This window comes from Arthrobacter koreensis (genome assembly GCF_035792275.1).
GTDB lineage: Bacteria > Actinomycetota > Actinomycetes > Actinomycetales > Micrococcaceae > Arthrobacter_B > Arthrobacter_B koreensis_A.
Map to the genome: position 1 here is coordinate 82,811 of NZ_JAMWKK010000010.1, position 21,284 is coordinate 104,094.

Sequence of the window (21,284 nt, forward strand, 5' to 3'; positions counted from 1 at the left end):
CTTCGGGGAGCTAACGTTGCTTTGGGCTTGCCTAAGGGACGTTATCTCCCCAAAGGATGGAGCCGGGTGCCTCTAAACGACGCCAGCTCCCCGAAGGATTCCTGGGGCGTGTGCGGGCTGGGCCTGGGACGCAGGCTGCAAAGGGACCAGGTTCCATTCCGTGTGCGTCCTGGCTCTGGCATCTCCCCGCTTTAGGCCGAGCTGCACTTCTGTCCGCCGCGCCGCCCGTTCCCGCCCCCGCTCACCTTGCGCCCCCGCCCACCTTGCGCCGCGCTCGCGCCGCTCGGGTCCCGCTGGCGACGTGCCCCGAGCCCCGGCCCCGAACTACCCCCGCCCGGAGCGAGGCGTCCGCTCCAATTTCCCGCCGGTCACACCAGTTTGAACCTGACTCATTGTTCACTATGAGGCACATCACTACAGTCGTAGGATGTCCAACGTTGGATTTCTTGCCGTGATTGATTCCGGGCAGATCCGGTGGCGGACTGGTCCCGCGGCCGTCCGGCAGCGGGCCCGGCCGCCGGCAGGTTTACTGCCGGCTCTCGAAAGGACCGAAATGTCCCGATCAACCCTGCTTCGAAGGCGCAGCCGTTTAGCCGCTGCCGCGCTCGCCGTCGGCGTCGCGCTTTCCGGTGTTCTGGTTGCCGGACCGGCAGCCGCGGCACCCACTGATCCGCCCGGAACCTTCAGCGAGCAAAACCTCGGAGCCACACTCGTGAGCCCCTTCGCCGCGTACCGCATCCCGGCCTTGAGCTACCTCGGCAACGGAGTCGTTGTCGCAGCCTGGGACGGGCGCCCCAACAACGCCGCAGACTCGCCCAACCCCAATTCGATCGTGATGCGCCGCAGCACCGACGGCGGAGCCACTTGGGACACGCAACGCACCATCCTCGCCGGATTCCAGGACTCCGCGAACAACGGTGCGGGCAAGTACGGCTACAGCGACCCCAGCTTTGTCTACGATGCTGAGGCCGGGAAGCTCTTCCTTTTCTCCGTTTACTCAAAGAACGCGGGCTTCGCCAGCAGCACCTTCGGCAACGACGACGCAAACCGGAACATCATCAGCGCGCAGGTTGCCGAATCCAGCGACGGCGGACTGACCTGGGGTGCGCCACGGCTCATCACCAGCATCGTGAAGCCGGGGTCCAGCACCACCAACCCGCAGCCCGGCGACGTGCGCAGCATGTTCGCCACCTCAGGAGAAGGCATTCAGCTGCGTTATGGACCCCACGCGGGAAGGCTGATTCAGCAGTTTGCCGGAGACGTTCGCCAGGCCGACGGCACCAATGCCATTCAGGCCTACAGCGTGTACTCCGACGACCACGGGGCAACCTGGGTCAAAGGCGCGAACGTGGGCACCCGGATGGACGAAAACAAGACGGTTGAACTGTCTGACGGCCGGGTCATGCTCAATTCGCGCTCCAACAATGCGGCGGACAACGCGCGCAAGGTGGCCATTTCCAACGACGGCGGCGCCTCCTACGGGCCTGTCACGCTGGACACTGCACTGACTGATCCCGCTAACAACGCGGCAATCGCCCGGCTGTTCCCGAACGCACCCGCGGGCAGCGCCGACGCGAAGAAGCTGATCTTCACCAACGCGAATAATCCGGACAGCAGGCAGAACGTGTCCGCCCGGGTTTCCTGCGACGACGGCGCCACCTGGGGCGTGCCGAGGACCATCCGTTCCGGATTCTCCGCCTACTCGACCGTGACCCGGCTGGAGGACGGTCAGGTGGGCGTGCTGTACGAATCGAGCTACAGCAATGGCATCATGTTCGCGAAGTTCAGCGACAGTTGGCTGAACAGCTGCACGCCGCCCCCGGCTCCCAGTACCACCACCATCGCCGGGGTAAGCATTGCGGGGACCCGGACTGACACCTCACGTGACCTTGCGGCCACCCCGTACAGTGCCGGCCAAAGTGTCAGCTACAGCTTTACGGTCAAGAACAACAACACCGGCGCGGTTACTGTGACCCCCACGGCCGGGAACTTCGCGCCGTTCACCGCTCCGGGAACAGGCAACTGCCGGTATCTCTCCCTGGCTGCGGGGGCCTCCTACGTCTGCACCACCCCGGCGCACACCATATCCGCCGAGGAAGCAGCCCAGGGGTACTTCGTCCCGGATACCACCTGGGCGATATCCGGTGCAGCCTCGGGCACGGACAAAGTCCTGGGGTATCCGGTGGCGCTCAGGAGCGGTATCCAGGCTCCTGCCAGCTCCCTGGCCGGAGTGAGCATCGCCGGCAGCCGCACCGACGCCTCACGGGACGTTGCGGCCAACCCCTATACCGCGGGCGAGGTGGTTCCGTACCGGTTCGCAGTCAGCAACACCGGGCCGGCGACGGCAGCGGTGGCCCCAACCGCCGGGAACTTCAGTCCGTTCGTGCCCCCGGGGACGGGCAACTGCCGCTACTCGTCCCTGCCGGCCGGGGCGGGATACACCTGTGCTACCCCGCGCTACACGGTCACTGCCGCAGACGTGGCGAGGGGGTACTTCGTCCCCGACACAACTTGGAACATAACCGGGGCTTCCAGTGCTGCCGGCCGGGTGCTCGGTGAAGCCGTCAGGCTGAAGTAACCAAGAAGGAACTCCCGCCCATCGAGATGACAGTTACGGCTCTTTTGGAGCCTCATACGAGCCGTAACTGCTATCTCGATGGTTGGGGGTGGGGGAGTAGGCCCCGGGGACGGGCGCCGGGGGAACCGGAGGAATCACGGCACCGGTCACCGGATCCGTAGCCGGTTTGGCCGGAGCGTCCTCATCCTTGAGCTGCCGGACCTCGGACTTGAAGATCCGCAGCGACTGGCCGACGCTGCGCGCCAGCCCGGGCAGCTTCGGAGCGCCGAAAAGAAGAATCGCCAGGACGACGATGATGACAATGTGCCAGCCTTCAAGCCTCATGAGTATGTGCCTTCCGCAGGGGTTGTAAGAGCAGAAACAGATGAACCGTGCAGCGCCCGGATGAGGGCGCGGTCCCGGTCCTGCAGGCACCGGGCGCCCACAGACGAGTCCGGACAGTTCAGTTCGAAGCCGTGATAGGCCCCGGGATAGACATGCAGCTCCGTGGGAACGCCGGCCTGCAGCAGCCGCATTCCAAAGGAAATGTCCTCGTCGCGGAACAGGTCCAGTTCACCGGTCTGGAGCAGTGCCGGCGGCAATCCTGCCAGGTCCTCAGCCAGCGCCGGCGCTGCATACGGCGAAGCGGGACCATCGGATCCCAGATAACAGCCCCAGGCGAACTTGCTGTGGGCCCGGTTCCAGGTGGGTATTCCACTGAATTCCCGGGCGGATCCGGAGCTGTGGGTGGGATCCAGCATCGGGTACATCAAATACAGGAACGCCAGGGGCAGCCCTGCCTGGTCCCGGTTCAGCAGGGCGAGCCCGGCCGCCAGTCCGCCGCCGGCACTGGACCCGGCGACAGCCACCCGTTCCGGATCAACGCCGAGGTCCGCTGCCGAAGCAAAGAGCCACTGCAGTCCGGCCAGCGCGTCATCCAGCGGCGCAGGGAACGGATGCTCCGGTGCCAGCCGGTAATCGACGGCGGCAACCACGGCACCGGTGCGCGCGCACAGGGAAGCGCAGTACGCCGAGTCCAGCTCCACGCTGCCGGCGATCATCCCGCCTCCGTGCAGCCAGTAAATTGCCGGGTGCGGTCCGTCGCCGGACGGGGTGAAAACCCTGAGCGGCACGCCGCCGGTCACAAAGTCCTGAACCTTCACCCCGGGAACGACGGCGGTGTCGGGAGCTTCCGCACCCGCTCGGAAGCCGGCCAGCTCGGCCAGGGACACCGGAGGCGGATGCTCCTCTGAAAAAGCGAGCCCCGGCAGCAGCTCCGGATCCACGCGGTCCCGGAAGGACCCCACCTCCCGGAAGGACTTCACGGCCCGGAACGTCGTCACGGTGCCAGCGCGTCCGCGAACCAGCCGGTGATGGTCGCCGGATGCGTAATGGCAGTACCCACAACGACGGCGAAGGCTCCCGCGTCCAGTGCGGCGCGCCCCTGGGCGGGGGTGTGGATGCGGCCTTCGGCGATCAGGGGCAGCCCGAGATCCAGGGCAGCGATCTCAGCAATCAGCTCCAGATCCGGTCCATCGGTTTTTGGCCGCTCTCCGGTGTACCCGGCGAGGGTGGTGCCAAGAATATCCGCGCCTGCCTCGGCCGCAGCCACGGCGTCGGCCGCTGAACCGCAGTCGGCCATGACCAGCGCGGGGGAGCCATCATGGACACCGGTGACGGTCTGCGCCAGGGACAGCCCGTCCGGACGTTCGCGGCGGGTGCCGTCCAGCGCCACGATGTGCGCACCGGCGCTGGCACAGGCCAGGGCATGATGCAGTGTAGGCGTGATGAAAACGCCGTCGTGCCCGTCTTTCCACAGCCCGATCACCGGAACTTCGACGGCGGCACGCACGGCCTGGATGTCACCGAGCCCCTGTACCCGAACAGCGGCCGCGCCGCCGATCACCGCGGACTGGGCCATCTGGGCAGTGGTGCGCGGATCCCGCATCGGTTCGCCGGGGTAGGCCTGGCAGGAGACGATCAGGGATGAGTGCAGGGTTTCGAGACTAAGCATGGGAGCCTTCGGTAGCGGGGATCAGCGTCAGGGCACGGCGGGCGGCGCCGCGGATGGCGGCGGTTGCACCAAGCTGCGCGGGAACGATTTTCAGTCCGGCCAGCGGCGGGAGCAGCTCGGCGCGTGCCTGGGCCTCCATTTCCTCCCACCAGAGCGGACCGGCGAAGGCCAGCCCGCCGCCCACCACCACGATGTGCGGATCAAGGACGTTGGCCAGTCCGCCGATTGCGGAGCCGGCAGCGGCAGCGCCGCGGCGCAGCGCCTCGGCGGCTGCCGGATCTCCGCCGGCTGCCAGGGAGTAGACGCCGCGGGTGTCTGTGGCAGTGCTGCCGCCCAGCCGGCTGTAGAGCGCGAAGATGCCCGGCCCGGAGGCGACGGCCTCCACGTGCCCGGCTCCGCCGCAGCTGCAGGGCAGCGGCTCTCCGGCGTCAACGGCGAACGGAGAGGCCAGGTGGCCGGTGTGCCCGGCAGCGAAGGAAGCGCCTTCCAGCGGCTGGCCGTCCAGCACGTAGCTGCCGCCCACCCCGGTACCCATGCCCATGAACAGGACACTGGGAACCCCGGCGCCGGCGCCGAGCCAGCTTTCGCCGAGGGCGTGCGCGTGGACGTCGTTCAGTGCCGTGGCGGGCAGGCCCGTGCGCACCGTCAGTTCCGCCGCCAGCGCCGTTCCGGCCCAGCCGCGGATTGAGTCCGTTGCGGAGAGCACGACGCCGCGGGCTGAGTCGATCACGCCGGCCGAGCCGATGCCGAGTGAGTCCACCTGCAGGCCGCGGCTCTCCGCCTCGGCCTGCAGGGAACGGACCAGGCCCGCGGCAGCCTGCAGGACCTTGCCGGCACCGGCCTGCGACGGCGTCGGTGCCTCGGCGGAGAACACCACGTTCCCGCCGGCGTCGACAATCCCGCCGGCAGTCTTGGTGCCGCCCAGATCGATCCCGAGAACATGCCGCATGGGGATCAGAGCAGTCCGCTGCGTTCGAGGATGCTGCGGATGGCAGCGGTCTCGGCGTCGTTCAGGGCAGTCATCGGCGTGGACATCACGTTGGTGTCAATGACGCCCAGCAGCATCAGTGCGGTCTTGAATGCGCCCAGGCCCGCGGCGCCGGGGGAGACCCGGCCGGGCGTGGGCGTGTAGACAATGTCGAAGAGCCCGGCGAGCCGGTCCTGGATCCGCGCGGCTTCGGCGTAGTTGCCTGCCTTGGCTGCCGCGTACAGGGCGGCGTAGCCCGCGGGATCCACGTTGCCGAGTCCGGGAACGACGCCGGCGGCGCCGCCCAGCAGGGCACCGTCCACCACTACCTCGTGCCCGGTGAAGACGGCGAAGTCAGGAAGTCCCCGGGTAGCGAGCAGCAGCTGGCGGAAGGACACGTCGTCACCGGAGGAGTCCTTGACGCCGGCGAGCACGCCGTCCTGCGCCAGCTGGACCAGCAGCGGCAGCGGCAGCTTGAAGTGGGTGCGGACCGGAACGTCGTACGCGAACAGCGGTACGTCCAGGGCAGCATGCAGGGAACGGAAATGCGTATCGGTTTCGGCGATGTCGGAGATGGCGTAGAACTGCGACGTCGCCACGATGGCGTCAGCGCCCAGGCCCACCAGCCGGCGTCCTTCTTCGATGGTGCGGGCGGTGGTCTGCTCGCAGGCACCGGCAATGATGGGCACCTCTCCGGCGTTGACGCCGGCGACGGTGCGGATCACGGTGTCCCGTTCGGCGTTGGTCAGGTAGGGGACTTCACCGGAGGAGCCGAGGATGAACAGCCCGGTGACGCCGCCGTCGAGCAGGTATTTGGTCAGCTTTTCCAGCGACGCGGTGTCGACGGCGCCGTCCGCGGTGCGGGGCGTGACGACCGGCGGGATAACGCCGTGGAAGCTGGGGGTGGATGCGTGTGACAAGTAGTTCTCCAGTGCTTGGTTCTAGTTCTAGACGTGCAAAAGGCTGGGCGCTGCTCCGAGCAGGCTCTTGGTGTAATCGTTGGTGGGCCGGTCAAAGACCGCCGCGGCCGGTCCCTCTTCGACGATCCGCCCGTAGTACATGACGCAGATCCGGTCGGAGACGTAACGGACGGTCTGGATGTCATGGGAGATGAAGACCATGCCCAGGTTCAGTTCCCGCTTCAGGTCCGAGAGCAGGTTCAGGACCTGCGCACGCACCGACACATCCAGCGCCGACGTCGGCTCGTCAGCCACGATGATCGACGGATCCAGTGCCAGGGCCCGGGCGATGGCCACACGCTGGCGCTGCCCGCCGGAGACCTGGTGCGGGGTGACCTCCGCGGCCGACTGCGGCAGCCCCACCAGGCCAAGCAGTTCCTTCACCCGGGCCGTGCGTGAGGCCTGGGTGCCGATGCCGTGGACCTGCAGCGGATCGGTGAGGATGTCCTGGATGGTCATGCGCGGGTTCAGTGCGGTGGCCGGGTCCTGGAACACGACGCCGACGGCGCGGCCGAAGGTCTTCTTCGAGGAGGAGGTCCGCGTGCTGACCTTCTGCCCGTTGAACAGGACTTCCCCGGCGGTGGGTTCCTGCAGGCCCACCAGTACGGAGGCCAGCGTCGACTTGCCGCAGCCGGATTCGCCGACGATGCCCACGGTTTCGCCGCGGCGGACGGTGAAGTCCACGCCGTCCACGGCCTTGACGATGTTCGGCCGGAACAGGGAACCGGTGCGTGCCCGGTGGTGGACCTTGATGCCCTTCAGTTCCAGGACGGGTGCGGTGCTGGTTTCCGTGCTCATGCTTCCTGCCTTGTGCTTGTGCCGGATTCAACGAGGTCTGCGGGCGCGGTTTCGTGGCTGGCCCAGTAATGCGTGCTGTCCCCGATTTGGACGAATTCAAGGACCTGGTTCGGATCGGCGCCGGGCCGCAGGGAACGCTCGGCGAACCGGTCGCCGGGAGCGAAGTCGCGGGGTGAGGGAACCGTGCCCTGGATCTGGTGCAGGCGTTCGGCGCCGGCCTCGATGGAGAGCACCGCGCCGAGCAGGCCGCGGGTGTATTCGTGCCGGGGGTCCTGCAGCAGGTCCGATACGTCGCCGGATTCGACCACCTGTCCGGCGTACATCACCGTCACGCGGTGGGCCAGGGAGGCCACCAGGGCCAGGTCGTGGCTGACGAACACCATGGCGAAGCCGAGCTGCTCGCGCAGTTCGTTGAGCAGGTCCACAACCTGCTTCTGCACGGTCACGTCCAGCGCCGTCGTCGGTTCATCCGCCACCACGATCTTCGGTGAGCGGGAGAGCGCCATGGCAATGAGCACACGCTGGCGCTGGCCGCCGGAGAGCTCATGCGGGTAACTCCTGAGCGTGCGGTCCGGATCCAGCTTCACCAGTTCCAGCAGTTCGCGCGGGCTCTTGCGGCCGCCGCGGCGGGTGAGCTGCAGCATCTGGTCCTTGATCAGCATGGACGGGTTCAGCGAGCTGAGCGCGTCCTGGTAGACCATGGCGATCTGTTCGCCGCGCAGGCCCTTGTACAGCCGGTCGCGTTCCTTCGGATCGTTGGTGAGCAGTTCCCTGCCGTTGAACCGGATGGAACCGGTCAGCTGCGCGGTGCGGGGCAGCAGGCCCATGATCGCCAGGGACGTGATGGACTTGCCGCAGCCGGATTCGCCCACCAGGCCCATGGTTTCGCCTTCGCGGACGGTGAAGCTGACGCGGTCCACAATGGCGGTGTCGCCGTAGCGCTCCGGGAAGCGGATGGACAGGTCCTTCACTTCCAGGATGACCGGGGCGTCATCAGCGACCGCCGGCAGCCGGTCCGTGCGGGAGGCCTCGACGGCGGCAAGCCGGTTCAGCTCCACAGCCAGGGCTTCCAGCGAGCCGGGTTTGTGTACGTTCGCACCTACGGACTGTGCGGGGTCCTCCTCGGGAACGCCGTCGTGCTCTGTGAGCGAGGTGCCGGCGGCATCCAGGGCGGAAGGCTGGGCAGCGGTGGCCACGGCGCTGACGGCGGCGGGAGCCTGCTGCTTGCGCGGCGTGCGGATCCGCGGGTTGACCATGGCATCGGTCAGCCCCTCGGCCAGGATGTTCAGGGCCAGGACGGTCAGCAGGATGGTGATGCCGCCGAAGGTGGTCGGCCACCAGGCGCCGCTGAAGACCACGTTGCGCCCGTCCGCCATGACGTTGCCCCAGGAGGCGGCGGGCTGCTGCACGCCGGCACCCAGGAAGGACAGGGACGCTTCCAGGATGATGGCGTCGGCGACCATTACGGTGGCGAAGACCAGCACGGGGGCGGCGCAGTTGCGGGCAATGTGCTTGAGCAGGATGTAGGTGCGGCCGGCGCCGATCACGCGTTCGGCGCGGACGTAGTCTTCGCCGTACTGGGCCAGCACGTTGGCACGGACCACCCGGGCCAGCTGTGGGGTGTAGACAATGGCGATCGCGAGGATCAGCACGGGGACGGTGGAACCGAAAAGGTTCAGCGAGTGCTCCCGCAGCGCGAACAGCAGGGCAGCTGCCAGGGCGATGCCGGGGAAGGCCATCAGGATGTCCAGGATGCGCATGACCGTCTCGCTGACGGCCTTGCGGGAGGTCGCCGCGATGGCGCCCAGGATCGAACCGAAGATCAGGGCCAGGGCGACGGCGCCGAGGCCGATCGCGATTGAAACGCGGGCGCCGTAGAGCATGCGGGAAAACACGTCATAGCTGGAGCCGTCCGTGCCAAAGAGGTGTTCGCCGCCCGGAGTGAGCACGGGGGCACTGGACTCGTTCTCGCCGAAGGGGGCGAAGAACGGACCAATGATTGCCACCAGGACAATGAACGCCAGGAATCCCAGGGCGAGCTTGGAGCTGAGGGTCAGTGCGGTGAAGCGGGCTCCGGTGCTGCTGAGCCGTTCGGCCAGTGAGTTGCGCATGGTTACACCGTCCGGATTCGGGGGTTGATGAGCAGGTAGAGCAGGTCAACGACGATGTTGACCAGGACAAACGTGACGGCGATGGTCAGGACCGCGCCCTGAACGAGGTTGGTGTCCGACGTCGTCAGGCCAACCACAATCAGGTCTCCCATGCCGTTGAGGCTGAAGATCTTTTCGATCACGACGGCGCCGCCGAGCAGGTAGCCCACGCGCAGTCCCAGCACGGTGACGGGGGTGACGAGCGCATTGCGCAGCACGTTCCGCGCCACCACGGTCCGGTAGGGGACGCCGTTGCCGATGGCGGTCCGCACATAGTCGCGGTCGAGTTCCTCCACCATGGAGGTGCGCACCACGCGGATGAGGGACGCAGAGACCGGAATGCCAAGGGCAAGGGCGGGCAGGGCCATGGAGTAGAGCCAGCCAACGAAGCCGTACTGCTCCGCCCAGTCCAGGCCGCCGGTGGGGAAAATCGAACCTTCGGGCAGGGCGAACCACTGGATCAGCAAAATAGCCAGCCAGAAAGAGGGGGTGGCGATCGCCGCAATCGAGAAGATGCGGATGGCCTGGTCCGGCCAGCGGTCGCGGTACAGGGCGGCGGTGATGCCGAGCGTCAGCGCCAGCACCACGGCGAGCAGGATGCCCAGGAAGGTCAGCTGCAGGGTGACCGGGAAGGCCGCGGCGATTTTGCTGGCTACCGATTCTTCGGGCGGGTTGGTGACGCCGAAGTCCAGGCGGAGGACACCGCCGAGGTAGCGGAAGAACTGGATCAGCAGAGAGTCGTTCAGCCCGCGTTCCTCACGCCAGGCTTCCTTGGCCTCTTCACTGGCGTTCTCGCCCAGGACGGCGGTGGCGCGGTCGGCGGGGATCACGGAAAGGACCAGGAAGACCATCACGGTCACGCCCAGCAGCATGAGCGGCAGGACAGCAAGCCGGCGCCCAAGCAGGCGGATAAACATTGTCACTCAAGAACTCCAATGCGGGGGAATAAAGCAGGCGGGGCGCCCGGGGAGGCGCCCCGCCGAGTGGGTGCTGCTACTTGCGCCCGACGCCGACGAAGGAGACGCCGGTGGTGGGCAGCGGCTGGAAGCCGTCCAGTGCGTTTGAATCCCAGGCAGTGGGCAGCTTGCGGTGGAAGAGCGGGTACAGCGGAGCTTCTTCGGAGACGATGTCCACCACCTTCGCGTGGATGGCCTTGGCTTCGTCTTCGCTGAGCTTCACGGCTTCATCCAGCTTGGCCTGGACGTCCGCGTATTCCGGGGTGGTGTTCCAGCCGGCACGGTTCTCCATCCAGGTGGCGCCGCGGTAGAACCAGCTGAGCAGGATGTCGCCGTCGTTGCCGAAGACCGACGGATCGCCGGGGGCGCAGAGCACATCGAAGTTCTTGCCGCCCACCTTTTCCGGGGCGTAGACGGCAGCTGACTGCAGGATTTCGAGGGTGGTGCTGACGCCGATGGCGTCCCAGTATTCCTTGATCAGCGGCACCACGCGGGTGACCCAGCCGGTGTCGGTGGAGGTCAGCGTGATGGTGAGGTCCTGGACTCCGGCTTCCTGCAGCAGCGACTTGGCCTTTGCGGCGTCATAGCCGTAGACGGCTGCTGCTTCGCTGTAGGAGGGGTGGCCCTTCTGGAAGTAGGACGTGGCGGCCGTGGCGTTGCCAAGGAGCGCCTTGGTGATGACGGCTTCGGTGTCGATCGCGTAGTGCAGCGCCTGGCGGACGCGCTTGTCGGCAAACTTCCCGCAGTTGAACATCAGGAACAGCAGGCCGAAGGACTGGACGGATTCAACGTCCACCTTGGTGGCCAGCTGGTCCACGTCCAGGTAGGGAACGTCTTCGATGGCCTGGGCGCGGGAGGGGACGGAGGCAACGCGGGCGGCCGGGTCTGCCAGCAGCAGCCAGGTCATGTCCGCAACGCGTGCCGGGTACTTGCCGTTGTAGTCGTCGAACTTCTTGAAGACGATCCGGTCTTCCTTCACGGCGGACACCAGGCTGTACGGGCCGGAGCCGACGGGCTTCAGGTCGAAGCCTGCGGGGTCTGCGGTGACGACGGCCTTCGGCACGATCTTGATGACCGAGATGCGCGGGCTAAAGCCGGGGAAGGGGTACTTGAGCTTGAACTCGACCGTTGAATCGTCCTTGGCGCTGACCGAGTCGATGAAGGGGATAAAGCCGGCGAACAGGGACTTGTTGGCCGGGTCCAGCACCCGCTCGTAGGAGAACACCACGTCTTCGGTGGTGACCGGATCACCGTTGTGGAACTTCGCGCCGTCGCGGAGCTTCACTTCCCAGGTGGTGTCATCAATCTTCACGGGCTCTGCCGCAGCAAGCGCGAGGTACGGTTCGCGCGTGGCGGGGTGCAGCTCGGTGAGGCCCTCGAAGATGTGCAGGTTGGCTGCCTGCGGTGTTGCACCGGTGGAGATCATTGGGTCAAAGCCGGTGGAGAGCTGGTAGGAGATACCGGCTTCAATGGAGCCCGTGCCCTCGGCTGCGGCAGCGCTGCCGGCCGGAGCGGGGCTTCCGCCGGGGCTGCAGGCGGAAATCGAGCCTGCGAAAGCGGCGGCGGCACCCATGACGCCAGCCAGCTTGAGGAAATTGCGGCGGCTTGAATCGTTCAGCAGGCCGCTGGTTTCAAGAGAATTGTTCATCTGTTGCCTCGCCATCCATGTCACTTATCGGACGTAGGATGTCCGATGCTTGTTCCGAGAACTGTAAGGTTCCTCACATAAGAACGTCAAGCGACCACGAGACACTCTTTTTGCAACTCTGTCCTAAAGATAGGACATCCTATAACCTGTGGTGCTATCGGCTAAGTTTTATTCCGTAAACCATCTATCCGCAGTCCCAGGAGGACCTATGAGCCTGCCCCATGCTTCACTGCCGCCGGCGCGGTTCAGCGCCCAGAACCGTTCGCGGGCCCTGCAGGCGGAGATCATGGAGCTCATCCTGGAGCGCGACCTCAAGGCCGGGGATGCGCTGCCCACCGAAGCGGAGCTGGCGGCAGCACTGGGCATCGGCCGCAACACCCTGCGCGAGGCGCTCAAGGTGCTCCAGGCCCTGGGCGTGGTGGAGATCCGGCACGGCTTCGGCATGTTCGTGGCGCCGGCGAATTTCGACGCTTTGGCTGACGGCCTCACCTTCCGGGGCAGGCTCTCCCTTCGGCATGAGGGCAAGGAAGCGCTGCAGCTGGTGGATGTGCGGCAGGCACTGGAGGCCGGCCTGATCGGTGAGGCCATGGACCTCTGGACTCCCGAACACCTGGCCGAGATCGAGGCCACGGTCCAGGAAATGGAAGCCGCGGCCGCTGCCGGCAGCACCTTCACGGAAGTTGATGAACGGTTCCACTACCAGCTCTTCGAACCGCTGGGCAATGAGCTGCTCTCCAACCTGATGTCCGTCTTCTGGCAGGTCTACCGCAAGATCCACCTGGAACTGGGCGGAGATCCGCTGGTCAACCTCGAGGAGAACGCTGCCGTGCACCGCGGCATCCTGGAAGCCGTCAAAGCGGGGGACAAGGAACTTGCATCGGAACGGCTCCGCCGGCACTTTGACGGTATCCGTGCCCAGCTGGCGAAGCTGCGTGACGCGTGAGGGCCGGGACCATGAACCGCCCCGCTGCTCCGCTGGTACGCAATCTGGCTCCGGACGCCATCGGCCCGGCGGCGGCCGAACTGGTCCTCGCCGCACTGGACGCACGCCGGCACCCTGTCATCGGCGTCGCTACCGGTTCGTCCCCTTCACCGCTCTATGATGCGCTGGCCGCCAGTGCCCGGGACTTCACCGGCGCAACCTGGTTCGCGCTGGATGAGTATGTTGGCCTGCCCCCGGGGCATCCGGAAAGCTACGCGGAGGTCCTGCGGCGGGAGATTATCGAACCCCTCGGGCTCGACCCGCGCACGGTGCACCTCCCGGACCCGCACCGGGAGGACCTGCAGGCTGCCTGTGACGACTATGAACGCCGGATCGCCGCTGCGGGCGGAATCGACCTGCAGATCCTGGGCATCGGACGCAACGGCCACCTGGCCTTCAACGAACCCGGTGGAGCACTGGATTCACGTACCCGCGTCGAAAGGCTCACCGAGGACACCCGGCGCGCGAACCAGCGGTTCTTCGATTCGCTGGACAGCGTTCCCACGCACTGCCTGACCCAGGGCCTGGGAACCATCCGTGAGGCCCGGCAGCTGCTGCTGATCGCCCGGGGAGAAGACAAAGCCCCGGCCCTGCGCGCGGCGCTGCAGGGGCCCGTGAGCCCGGAGAGTCCCGCATCCGTATTGCAGCTTCACGGCAGGGTCACCGTCCTGGCCGACGCCGCAGCAGCCTCCCTCCTCTAGCCAAAGGACCACACATATGACAGCCACGAATCCTGTCCCGGCGCCCTCCGCCAACCGTCCCCGCCTGGTGCTGCGGGGTCCGGCAGTCATCGGAACGCTGCTTTCAGATGCAGCGGTGGTGCTCGACGGCGCGGTGGTCGCCTACGCCGGTCCGCAAAGCGGGTGGACACAGGCGCCGGATGACGACGTCGTGGACCTGGCCGCAGGGCAGGTGATGGTTCCGGGACTGGTGGACCTGCACTGCCACGGAGCCTACGGCGTCGACTTTTCCCGGACTGATGCCGCCGAGGTCCGGAAGGCTGTCTCCGGGCTGCACCGCGCCGGGAGCACCACGGTCATGGCCAGCCTGGTCACCGATGAGCCCGAATCCCTGCTGCGGCAGCTGGGCGTGCTCGCCGGCCTGGCGGAGGAAGGACTGGTGGCCGGAATCCATCTGGAAGGTCCGTTCCTGTCAGAGGTCCGCTGCGGGGCACAGGACCCGCGCTGGCTGCTGGCACCGGACCTTGAACTGGCGCAGGAACTGATTCATGCCGGCCGGGGCCACCTGCGCACCATGACCTATGCTCCGGAACTTTCCGGGGCGGACGCGCTGGTGGAACTGCTTGCCGCGAACGGCGTCACCCCATCCCTGGGGCACACCGCCTGCACTGCCGGGCAGGCGCACGATTCCCTGGCACGGGCGCGGCAGCTGCTCGCAGGCTCCGGAAACGCCGGAGCCCGGCCCACCGTTACCCACCTGTTCAACGGGATGGATCCGATCCACCACCGGGCGCCCGGAGCGGTCTCTTCCTGCCTGCGGGCCGCGGCGGCAGGCAATGCCGCAGTTGAACTGATCGCGGACAACACGCACCTGGACCCCTATATCGTGGCGGCCATGTTCGACCTGCTGGGAGCGGGGAACATTGCGCTGGTGACCGATTCAATGGCAGCGGCAGGCCTGGCTGACGGCCAGTACCGGCTGGGCCCGGCAGAGGTACTGGTCCAGGACGGGGTAGCCCGCCTGGTGTCCACCGGTTCAATTGCCGGGGGCACCGCCGCCATGGCAGACCTGGTGCGCAACGCCGTCGGCGCCGGGGTGGACCTGGCTGATGCGGTTGCTTCCGCAGCCGCTGTGCCGGCCGGAGTGCTGGGTCGCGGGAATGAACTGGGGGCGCTGGTTCCCGGTGCTGCGGCGGACCTTCTGGTGCTGGATGAATCCCTGGTCCCCGTTCGCGTCCTGCGCCGGGGGCAGTGGATTTCCTAGCCGGAGAGTTCCAGCCGGCAGGCCTAGCTGAGCCGTTCGGTGAGGCGGACCGTGACGGTGTCCCCAATGTCCTTGCCGAGTTTTTTGCGCAGCTTGGCGCTGATCGAAAGCATGTGACCGCCCTGCCCTGTGGGCATCAGGCCGCCGCGGATCGGTTCCTCATCCACGGTGGCTGCCACCTTCACGGTCTTTCCGGTACCGAAGAACTCAGCGGATCCCGGCATTTCAACACAGGACCAGACGTCACCTTTGACCTTCACCCCAATCGGGGCGGTGAAGGTGTGGTCTAGCGGGCCCGGGACTGTCGCCATGCGTGATCTCCTGTTCAGGGCCGGCGTCGCTGCCGGTCCGTTCACCCTATCCGTTTCGGCAGGGGAGAGGAACGGTGGGCGGCATGCCCGCCCCGGGCCTAAACGCCGGAGCTTAAACGCCGGCGGCCCGGAGGTGCCGTAAGCACCTGCCCGGGCCGCCGCCGTCGTACGTTTGCTACTTCTTCGCCGGAACCAGTTCCGGGTGGTGGATCGCAGCGACCTGCGGGTGGGCGCGGAGCCAGCCCTTCAGGACGTTGGCACCGTAGGAAGCCAGCATCGGGTTCTGCGGATCATCGGAGATCCCGCGGGATTCGGCTGCCAGGGCCGGGGGCAGCTGCACCGGGTCAATGACCGAATCCAGGCGGGGAGACCAGAAGAACGGAATTGCGTAGCGGTCGACGCCGGGCGGCGGAGCCTGCACACGGTGGATCGTCGCGGACAGGTAGCCCTGGGTCGCGACTTCGAGCATCTCGCCCAGATTCACAACCAGTGCGCCGGGGATCGGTTCAACCGGCAGCCACTCGTCGGACTCGTGCGGCTTGACCTCCAGGCCGCCCACCTCGTCCTGCAGCAGCAGGGTCACGAAACCGTAGTCGGCGTGGGAGCCAACACCCTGGGTGCCGGCTTCCTTCACGACGCCGCCCACGTAGTGGATGAGCTTGGCCATCCAGGCCGGAGTGCCCTCGAACGGCTCGGTGAAGTGGTCCTCCGGCAGTTCCAGCGAAACGGAGATCGCGGAAAGCAGTTCGGCGCCGACCTCGCTCATCAGTTCGGCCCACTCCATGGAGGTCTTGCGCAGTTCCGGCAGCACGGTGTCCGGGAAAAGGTTGGGACCCTGCACCAGCCAGTAGGGCTGGTCTGCGGGATAGTCCGCGACGGGCTCGCGCTCCGGGCCGAAGTCCACCTGCTCGCGGGCATCGGGGCGGCCCTGGGTCAGTTCGGTGCCTAGGCGGGTGTAGCCGCGGAAGTGCGGGGACTTGCGGTTGTCAAGCTCCAGGCGGTCTTCGAGCGGCAGGTCGAAGAAGCGCTTGGTGACATCGAAGAGGTCCTTGACGCGTTCCTCGCCTGCACCGTAGCCGACGAGCTGGAAGAACCCGATCTTGTGGGTGGCTTCACGCAGCTTGTCGATGAATTCGGTGTTGAAGGTGCCGTCCGCATTGCGGGCCGTGCTGAGGTCCAGGACAGGAATCGATGTGGGGTTCTCGCTCATTCCGGAAACGTAGCACCGGGGCCTGTCAACTAGGAACCAAATGTTACGCAACATAGCGTCATTCGGCTCTGGCCTGCGGTTTTAGGGTGTTGCTGGTGGGGTGCGGCGTAACAAAGCGCGGTGGCCGGCCTACACCACGGCCGAGTCGTCCGCGGCTTTCCCGGCCGCCATCTCGGTCCAGCGGCGCAGGAACGCTTCACCGGCGTCGTCGTGGATTCGTTCCCCGGCCGTCAGCACGGGATACGGCTTCTCCGGCACACCGTCCGCGGGCCGTACGTCGACGTGCGCGACTTCGAAGCCCAGGGCGTGCAGCTCGTCGGCCATGGCGTAGTCGGTCCGGGAGTCACCGACCGTCCGCCACGTCTGCGGCACCGGTGTTCCGGCCCCTTCGAGCAGCGACAGCGCGCGCCGGGCGCCGAGGTCCTTGCCAACACCCAGGGCTTCAATGTCCGTGGAGATGATGGTTGGGTCAATCCGGTAGTCCACCGAGTCATCGGAGTCCGGGGCATGGTGGTCCAGGCGGCACACACCCATGTCGAACCGGGACATCAGTTCGAGTGCATCGGCGTCGAACTCTTTCTGCTCGGCCAGGTAATCGGCATTGGCGACGTCCACGTTCTGCTCCACGGACACCATGGCACGCTTGGTCTCGTCGAAGAACATGTGTCCGGTGTACTTCTCCGCCACCAGGTTCCGCACGGCAGAGGCGTACGACGCCGGCAGGGCCAGTTCCGCATCCACGCTCACCTCGCCGGGACCGGTTCCATTGAAGGAGAACCAGACGCCGCCCTTTTCGCAGACGGCGTGGACCGGCACGTCCGTCGGGAGTCCGGCGGCGATCATCGGTTCCATGACCTGGGTGCGGATGAACTCATCAGAGCGTCCGGTGTTGAAGACCACCGGCCATCCCGCGGAGGCCAGGGAAACCAGGTGCCCGATGACGGCGGGGGAGACGGTGCGGGTCAGCGGCGAAGCGACCGGGCCGTCGACGTCGAGCAGGAGGCCAAAACGTGGAGAAGTCATGCCTTTAGTATCCCGTGACCTGCCCGGACGCCGCACACAGGCCCGGATCGGCGTAATCCTGCGGCTGCTGCCGGGGCGTCCTGTTTCCTTGGGTGCCGAACTTCTCTAGTCTGGTTTAGTGATCTTCAAAGCTGTTGGCGATGTGCGCCCCTACCCCGACCACGGATACGTAACCCCCAAGGACTGGGCAGCGGTACCTCCCCGGCAGGTCCGGCTGGACGAACTGGTGACCACCAAGGCCACCCTGGATCTCGGCGCTCTCCTGGCTGAGGATTCAACCTTCTTTGGAGACCTTTTCCCGCACGTAGTGCAATGGAGGGGCACCATGTACCTGGAAGACGGACTGCACCGGGCAGTCAGGACAGCTTTGCACCAGCGGACCATCCTGCACGCGCGCGTGCTGGTGATCGATGACTAACGAGCCCCCTCGAGGGCAGCGCAGGGAAGCCGACGGCGACCCCACCGAGTGGCACGGCCACCGGATCGTGACGGAACAGGACCTTGGTTCCGTCTTCCAGGACGACGACGCCGCGGCTGAGCTGCGCGCAAAACGCAAACGCCGGCTCCACGGAGTGGTGCTGGGCGTGCTGGCTGGGCTGCTGGTCCTGGCAGCAGTGGTAGCGCAGGGCATCAGCGCAGGCTGGATTAATCTCCCCCGACCGGAAGCACGTCCGGCCGTGGAGGCAGGCTGTCCCGCCGGTCCGTACCTCTACCAGTCTCCGGAAACGGTGACGGTGAACGTGTACAACACCACGGCCCAGCCCGGGCTCGCCGGTGAAGTGGCCGAGGCCCTGAAATCCCGCGGATTCGCCATCGGTGTGGTGGGCAACAGTACGGTGAACCGGGAAGGCATGACGGCGATCATCCTCTCCGGGCCCGACGGCGAATCGGGTGCGTTCACGCTGCAGCAGCAGATCCCGGACACCCAGTACATCCAGGACGACCGGGATGACGCCTCAGTGGATGTGGTGATCGGCTCCGGCTACAGCGACCTGGTTCCCGTGGAGAAAGCAGAGGCCGCTGCACCCGGGCCGATCAGCTGCCCGTGGAAGAGCAACGCACCCGAACCTGAGGCCGGCGGCTAGCAGCCGCTGCCGTCAACGGCGCAGGCTCCGCCTTCCGGCACTACCGGCTGGAGCGGACGCTGGCCGTCCTGCCAGGCCGGTGTCAGTGCCTGGGTGAACACCTCCTCGGGCTGCGCGCCGGAGATCCCATACTTGCGGTCCAGCACGAAGAACGGCACACCGCTCAGGCCCAGGGCGCGGGCTTCGGCAGTATCTGCATTAACTGAGTCGGTGTACTTGGTGCCGGCGAGGGCTTCCCGCACTGTCTCCGGCTCCAGGCCGGCGTCGGCACCGATCTTCACCAGTACGTCGTGGCTCGAAATGTCCTGCCCCTGCTCGAAGTGGGCTGCGAGAAGTGCTTCCTTCACGGCGGCTGCTGTTTCGGCACCGCCCAGGTCACGGGCCAGATGGATTAGGCGGTGCGCGGTGAAGGTATTGGCCACGACCAGCTGATCGAAGCGGTAATTCAGGCCGACGCCCGCGGCCTGGGCCGTGACGTGCTCCAGCATGCCGGACACCTGGGCCGGGTCCATGCCTTTGACCTTGCTGAGGTACTCCACCTCGGAGCCTTCGAACCGTTCGGGCAGGCTCGGATCCAGCTGGTAGCTGCGCCAGCGGACCTCCACCTCCGGGGCATGCTCGAAACGGGACAGCGCAGCTTCAAATCGCCGCTTGCCAATGAAACACCAGGGGCATCCGATATCGGACCAGATTTCTACCAACACATTCTGGGCAACAACCCCGGCGGGGATTTCTATTCCCCGCCGGGCGCCGGTGGACCGTTCCGCCTCGCCGGTTCCTGTGGCATGATCCCAGCATGAAAATTTCCAGGCAGACCCTCGTCATCGATGCTCCGGACCTCAATGTTGAAAGCACCTTCTGGGCGTCGATGCTCGGGGGAACGGCCGTTGAACAGGACGAGGACTGGCACAGCATCCAGGTGGACGGGGAGAAGGTCCTCGCCATTCAGCTGGCACCGGACCATATCCGCCCGCAGTGGCCGGACGGCCAGCCGCAGCAGATGCACCTGGACCTCCACGTCGAAGATCTGGCCTCCGCGCATGCCGAAGCGCTGTCGCTGGGCGCCGAGCTGCTGCAGCCGTCCGAGGACACCGCGGCGCCAACCGGATTCCAGGTCTACGCGGATCCGGCCGGGCATCCGTTCTGCCTGTGCTGGGGCGAAGGCTAGCTGCGCACGCCGGCGTCCGCCGTCGTGCTTTCAAGGGTGCCGGTTTCATCCGCCAGCACCGCGCGCTCCCGGCCCGCACCGCGGACCCAGATCCGGTAGGCCACAAAGAGGAACCCGATCCACACCACACCCACGATCAGTGCGACGCGGGTGTCCGGCATGATGCCCAGCAGTACGACGATGAAGACCATGAAGGCCAGCGCCGCGTAGGAAGCCAGCGGCCAGAACGGCACACCGAATTCCGACGCCGCCAGGCCCTTGCGCTTGATCTCGCGTTTCATCGCGATGTGGGAGAGCAGGATCATCAGCCACACCCACACGGTGGCGAACGTGGCGATCGATGCGATGAGCAGGAACAGGGACTCGGGCAGCACCGCGTTGAGCACTACGCCCACCAGGAGGACTCCGGCCATAACGGCCACGGTCATCCACGGCACGCCGCGCCGGGAAATCCGGGCGAATCCTGCCGGTGCGTGGCCCTGCTGCGCGAGGGCGAACATCATGCGGCCGGCGCCGAACGTGTCTGAATTGATGGCGGAGAGCGCGGCCGTTATGACGACGGCGTTCAGGATATGCGCTGCGGCCGGGATGCCCAGGGAATCGAAGATCTGCACGAACGGGCTGGTTTCACCGTCGATCTGCTCCCACGGGAAGATCATCATGAGCACTGCCAGGGCGCCCACGTAGAAGAGCAGGATGCGCACCGGCACGGTGTTCACCGCGGCGGGGATGGCTTTCTTCGGGTTCTCGGCTTCGCCGGCCGTGATGCCGATGGTTTCAATGCCGCCGAAGGCAAACATCACCACGGCGAAGGAGGCCAGCAGACCCCAGAACCCGTTGGCGAAGAAGCCGCCGGAGCCCAGCAGGGTGTCCAGGCCGGGATTTGCTGCATCCTCAAGGCCAAAGCCGAACACGATAATCGCGGCGCCGCCGGCAATCATGGCAATGATTGCTGCCACCTTAATGATGGAGAGCCAGAACTCGGTCTCCCCGAACACCTTCACTCGCATCAGGTTCAATGCGGCGATCAGGAGCACGACGGCGAGGATCCAGATCCAGCGCGGCACGTCCGGGAACCAGAAGCCCATGTAGATGCCGAAGGCCGTGACGTCGGCAATCGCCACGATGGCCATCTCGAAGGCGAACGTCCAGCCGGTGATGAACCCGGCGAACGGACCGAGGTAGCGGCTGGCGTACTGGCCGAAGGAACCGGAGACCGGATGGCGCACAGCCATCTCACCCAGTGCCCGCATCACCAGGAAGACCGCTGCGCCGCCGATGATGTACGCGAGCAGGACTGCCGGGCCGGCCGCCTGGATGGCTGCAGCGGAACCGTAGAACAGTCCGGTGCCGATCGCGGAGCCGAGTGCCATGAAGCGGATGTGCCGGACGTTCAGTCCGCGGGCCAGCGCCTGGCCGAAGGAAGACATGCAGAGATCACCTTGAAATGGGGGAGAGCCGCAAACAGCGGCCCATCCATGCTACGCCTCCCGCGAGGCACCGGCGTCGGGA

General features: G+C 66.5%; 21 protein-coding genes. 7 read left to right on the forward strand and 14 right to left on the reverse strand.

All coding sequences use genetic code 11. From position 1 onward, the window contains the following. Positions 1–553 precede the first annotated feature (553 nt). Entirely contained in the window at positions 554–2,578 is a 2,025-nt protein-coding gene (locus NGB94_RS11245; RefSeq protein WP_325790728.1) for a sialidase family protein, read from the forward strand. Between the two features lie 33 nt (positions 2,579–2,611). Here NGB94_RS11245 and tatA read toward each other — a convergent pair whose 3' ends face one another. The 9 genes from tatA to NGB94_RS11290 form a co-directional block, all read right to left on the reverse strand. Then, complete coding sequence (tatA, locus tag NGB94_RS11250) at positions 2,612–2,902, reverse strand: Sec-independent protein translocase subunit TatA (RefSeq protein WP_325790729.1); 291 nt, start codon at positions 2,900–2,902, stop codon at positions 2,612–2,614. After that, positions 2,899–3,900 (reverse strand): alpha/beta hydrolase, encoded by a 1,002-nt coding sequence (locus NGB94_RS11255; protein ID WP_325790730.1) that lies wholly within the window; start codon positions 3,898–3,900, stop codon positions 2,899–2,901. Before NGB94_RS11255 ends, tatA begins: the two co-directional genes overlap by 4 nt. Further along, positions 3,897–4,571: an N-acetylmannosamine-6-phosphate 2-epimerase gene (locus tag NGB94_RS11260; protein WP_325790731.1), complete on the reverse strand. Its 675-nt coding sequence runs from the start codon at positions 4,569–4,571 to the stop codon at positions 3,897–3,899. The genes NGB94_RS11255 and NGB94_RS11260 overlap by 4 nt, the downstream gene beginning before the upstream one ends. Then, the gene (locus tag NGB94_RS11265) at positions 4,564–5,520 is read right to left on the reverse strand and encodes an ROK family protein (protein WP_325790732.1); all 957 of its coding nucleotides are present in this window, start codon (positions 5,518–5,520) and stop codon (positions 4,564–4,566) included. Before NGB94_RS11265 ends, NGB94_RS11260 begins: the two co-directional genes overlap by 8 nt. Positions 5,521–5,525: 5 nt before the next feature. Further along, entirely contained in the window at positions 5,526–6,458 is a 933-nt protein-coding gene (locus NGB94_RS11270; protein ID WP_325790734.1) for a dihydrodipicolinate synthase family protein, read from the reverse strand. A gap of 27 nt (positions 6,459–6,485) precedes the next feature. Next, the gene (locus NGB94_RS11275; RefSeq protein ID WP_325790735.1) at positions 6,486–7,295 is read right to left on the reverse strand and encodes an ATP-binding cassette domain-containing protein; all 810 of its coding nucleotides are present in this window, start codon (positions 7,293–7,295) and stop codon (positions 6,486–6,488) included. After that, complete coding sequence (locus NGB94_RS11280) at positions 7,292–9,406, reverse strand: dipeptide/oligopeptide/nickel ABC transporter permease/ATP-binding protein (RefSeq protein ID WP_325790736.1); 2,115 nt, start codon at positions 9,404–9,406, stop codon at positions 7,292–7,294. Before NGB94_RS11280 ends, NGB94_RS11275 begins: the two co-directional genes overlap by 4 nt. Positions 9,407–9,408: 2 nt before the next feature. Then, positions 9,409–10,368 carry an ABC transporter permease gene (locus NGB94_RS11285; RefSeq protein ID WP_325790737.1) on the reverse strand — a complete coding sequence of 320 codons (960 nt, stop codon included), beginning with the start codon at positions 10,366–10,368 and terminating at the stop codon, positions 9,409–9,411. Positions 10,369–10,438: 70 nt separating this feature from the next. Further along, positions 10,439–12,049: an ABC transporter substrate-binding protein gene (locus tag NGB94_RS11290; RefSeq protein ID WP_325790738.1), complete on the reverse strand. Its 1,611-nt coding sequence runs from the start codon at positions 12,047–12,049 to the stop codon at positions 10,439–10,441. Positions 12,050–12,257: 208 nt separating this feature from the next. On the opposite strand from NGB94_RS11290, the gene NGB94_RS11295 reads away from it, so the two are divergent. Genes NGB94_RS11295 through NGB94_RS11305 form a run of 3 tightly spaced genes read left to right on the forward strand, consistent with a single transcriptional unit; the run spans position 12,258 to position 14,975 of the window. Next, positions 12,258–12,992, forward strand: a complete 735-nt coding sequence (locus tag NGB94_RS11295) for a FadR/GntR family transcriptional regulator (protein WP_325790739.1) — start codon at positions 12,258–12,260, stop codon at positions 12,990–12,992. An 11-nt stretch (positions 12,993–13,003) separates the two neighbouring features. Then, positions 13,004–13,732, forward strand: coding sequence for a glucosamine-6-phosphate deaminase (locus NGB94_RS11300; protein WP_325790740.1), 729 nt, complete (start codon positions 13,004–13,006; stop codon positions 13,730–13,732). Between the two features lie 16 nt (positions 13,733–13,748). Beyond that, the gene (locus NGB94_RS11305) at positions 13,749–14,975 is read left to right on the forward strand and encodes an N-acetylglucosamine-6-phosphate deacetylase (RefSeq protein WP_325790741.1); all 1,227 of its coding nucleotides are present in this window, start codon (positions 13,749–13,751) and stop codon (positions 14,973–14,975) included. Between the two features lie 23 nt (positions 14,976–14,998). Here the strand turns inward: NGB94_RS11305 and NGB94_RS11310 are convergent, their stop codons facing one another. The 3 genes from NGB94_RS11310 to NGB94_RS11320 form a co-directional block, all read right to left on the reverse strand. Next, positions 14,999–15,286 carry a DUF1905 domain-containing protein gene (locus NGB94_RS11310; protein ID WP_091608401.1) on the reverse strand — a complete coding sequence of 96 codons (288 nt, stop codon included), beginning with the start codon at positions 15,284–15,286 and terminating at the stop codon, positions 14,999–15,001. A gap of 175 nt (positions 15,287–15,461) precedes the next feature. Continuing rightward, a complete protein-coding gene (locus NGB94_RS11315) occupies positions 15,462–16,496 on the reverse strand; it encodes an isopenicillin N synthase family dioxygenase (RefSeq protein WP_325790742.1) in 1,035 nt (344 codons plus the stop codon). A gap of 129 nt (positions 16,497–16,625) precedes the next feature. Next, on the reverse strand, positions 16,626–17,519 hold the full coding sequence (locus NGB94_RS11320) for a hypothetical protein (protein WP_325790743.1): 894 nt from the start codon (positions 17,517–17,519) through the stop codon (positions 16,626–16,628). Positions 17,520–17,637: 118 nt separating this feature from the next. On the opposite strand from NGB94_RS11320, the gene NGB94_RS11325 reads away from it, so the two are divergent. Both NGB94_RS11325 and NGB94_RS11330 read left to right on the forward strand, forming a co-directional pair. Next, positions 17,638–17,937, forward strand: a complete 300-nt coding sequence (locus tag NGB94_RS11325; RefSeq protein ID WP_066299736.1) for a type II toxin-antitoxin system VapB family antitoxin — start codon at positions 17,638–17,640, stop codon at positions 17,935–17,937. Then, a complete protein-coding gene (locus tag NGB94_RS11330; RefSeq protein WP_325790744.1) occupies positions 17,930–18,604 on the forward strand; it encodes a LytR C-terminal domain-containing protein in 675 nt (224 codons plus the stop codon). The genes NGB94_RS11325 and NGB94_RS11330 overlap by 8 nt, the downstream gene beginning before the upstream one ends. Here the strand turns inward: NGB94_RS11330 and NGB94_RS11335 are convergent. Continuing rightward, positions 18,601–19,308 (reverse strand): DsbA family oxidoreductase, encoded by a 708-nt coding sequence (locus NGB94_RS11335; protein ID WP_325790745.1) that lies wholly within the window; start codon positions 19,306–19,308, stop codon positions 18,601–18,603. The two genes, NGB94_RS11330 and NGB94_RS11335, sit on opposite strands and share 4 nt — an antisense overlap. A 92-nt stretch (positions 19,309–19,400) precedes the next feature. On the opposite strand from NGB94_RS11335, the gene NGB94_RS11340 reads away from it, so the two are divergent. Then, a complete protein-coding gene (locus NGB94_RS11340) occupies positions 19,401–19,772 on the forward strand; it encodes a VOC family protein (protein WP_325790746.1) in 372 nt (123 codons plus the stop codon). On the opposite strand, the gene NGB94_RS11345 is transcribed toward NGB94_RS11340, so the two are convergent. Next, complete coding sequence (locus NGB94_RS11345) at positions 19,769–21,202, reverse strand: amino acid permease (RefSeq protein ID WP_325790747.1); 1,434 nt, start codon at positions 21,200–21,202, stop codon at positions 19,769–19,771. The two genes, NGB94_RS11340 and NGB94_RS11345, sit on opposite strands and share 4 nt — an antisense overlap. Positions 21,203–21,284 lie beyond the last annotated feature (82 nt).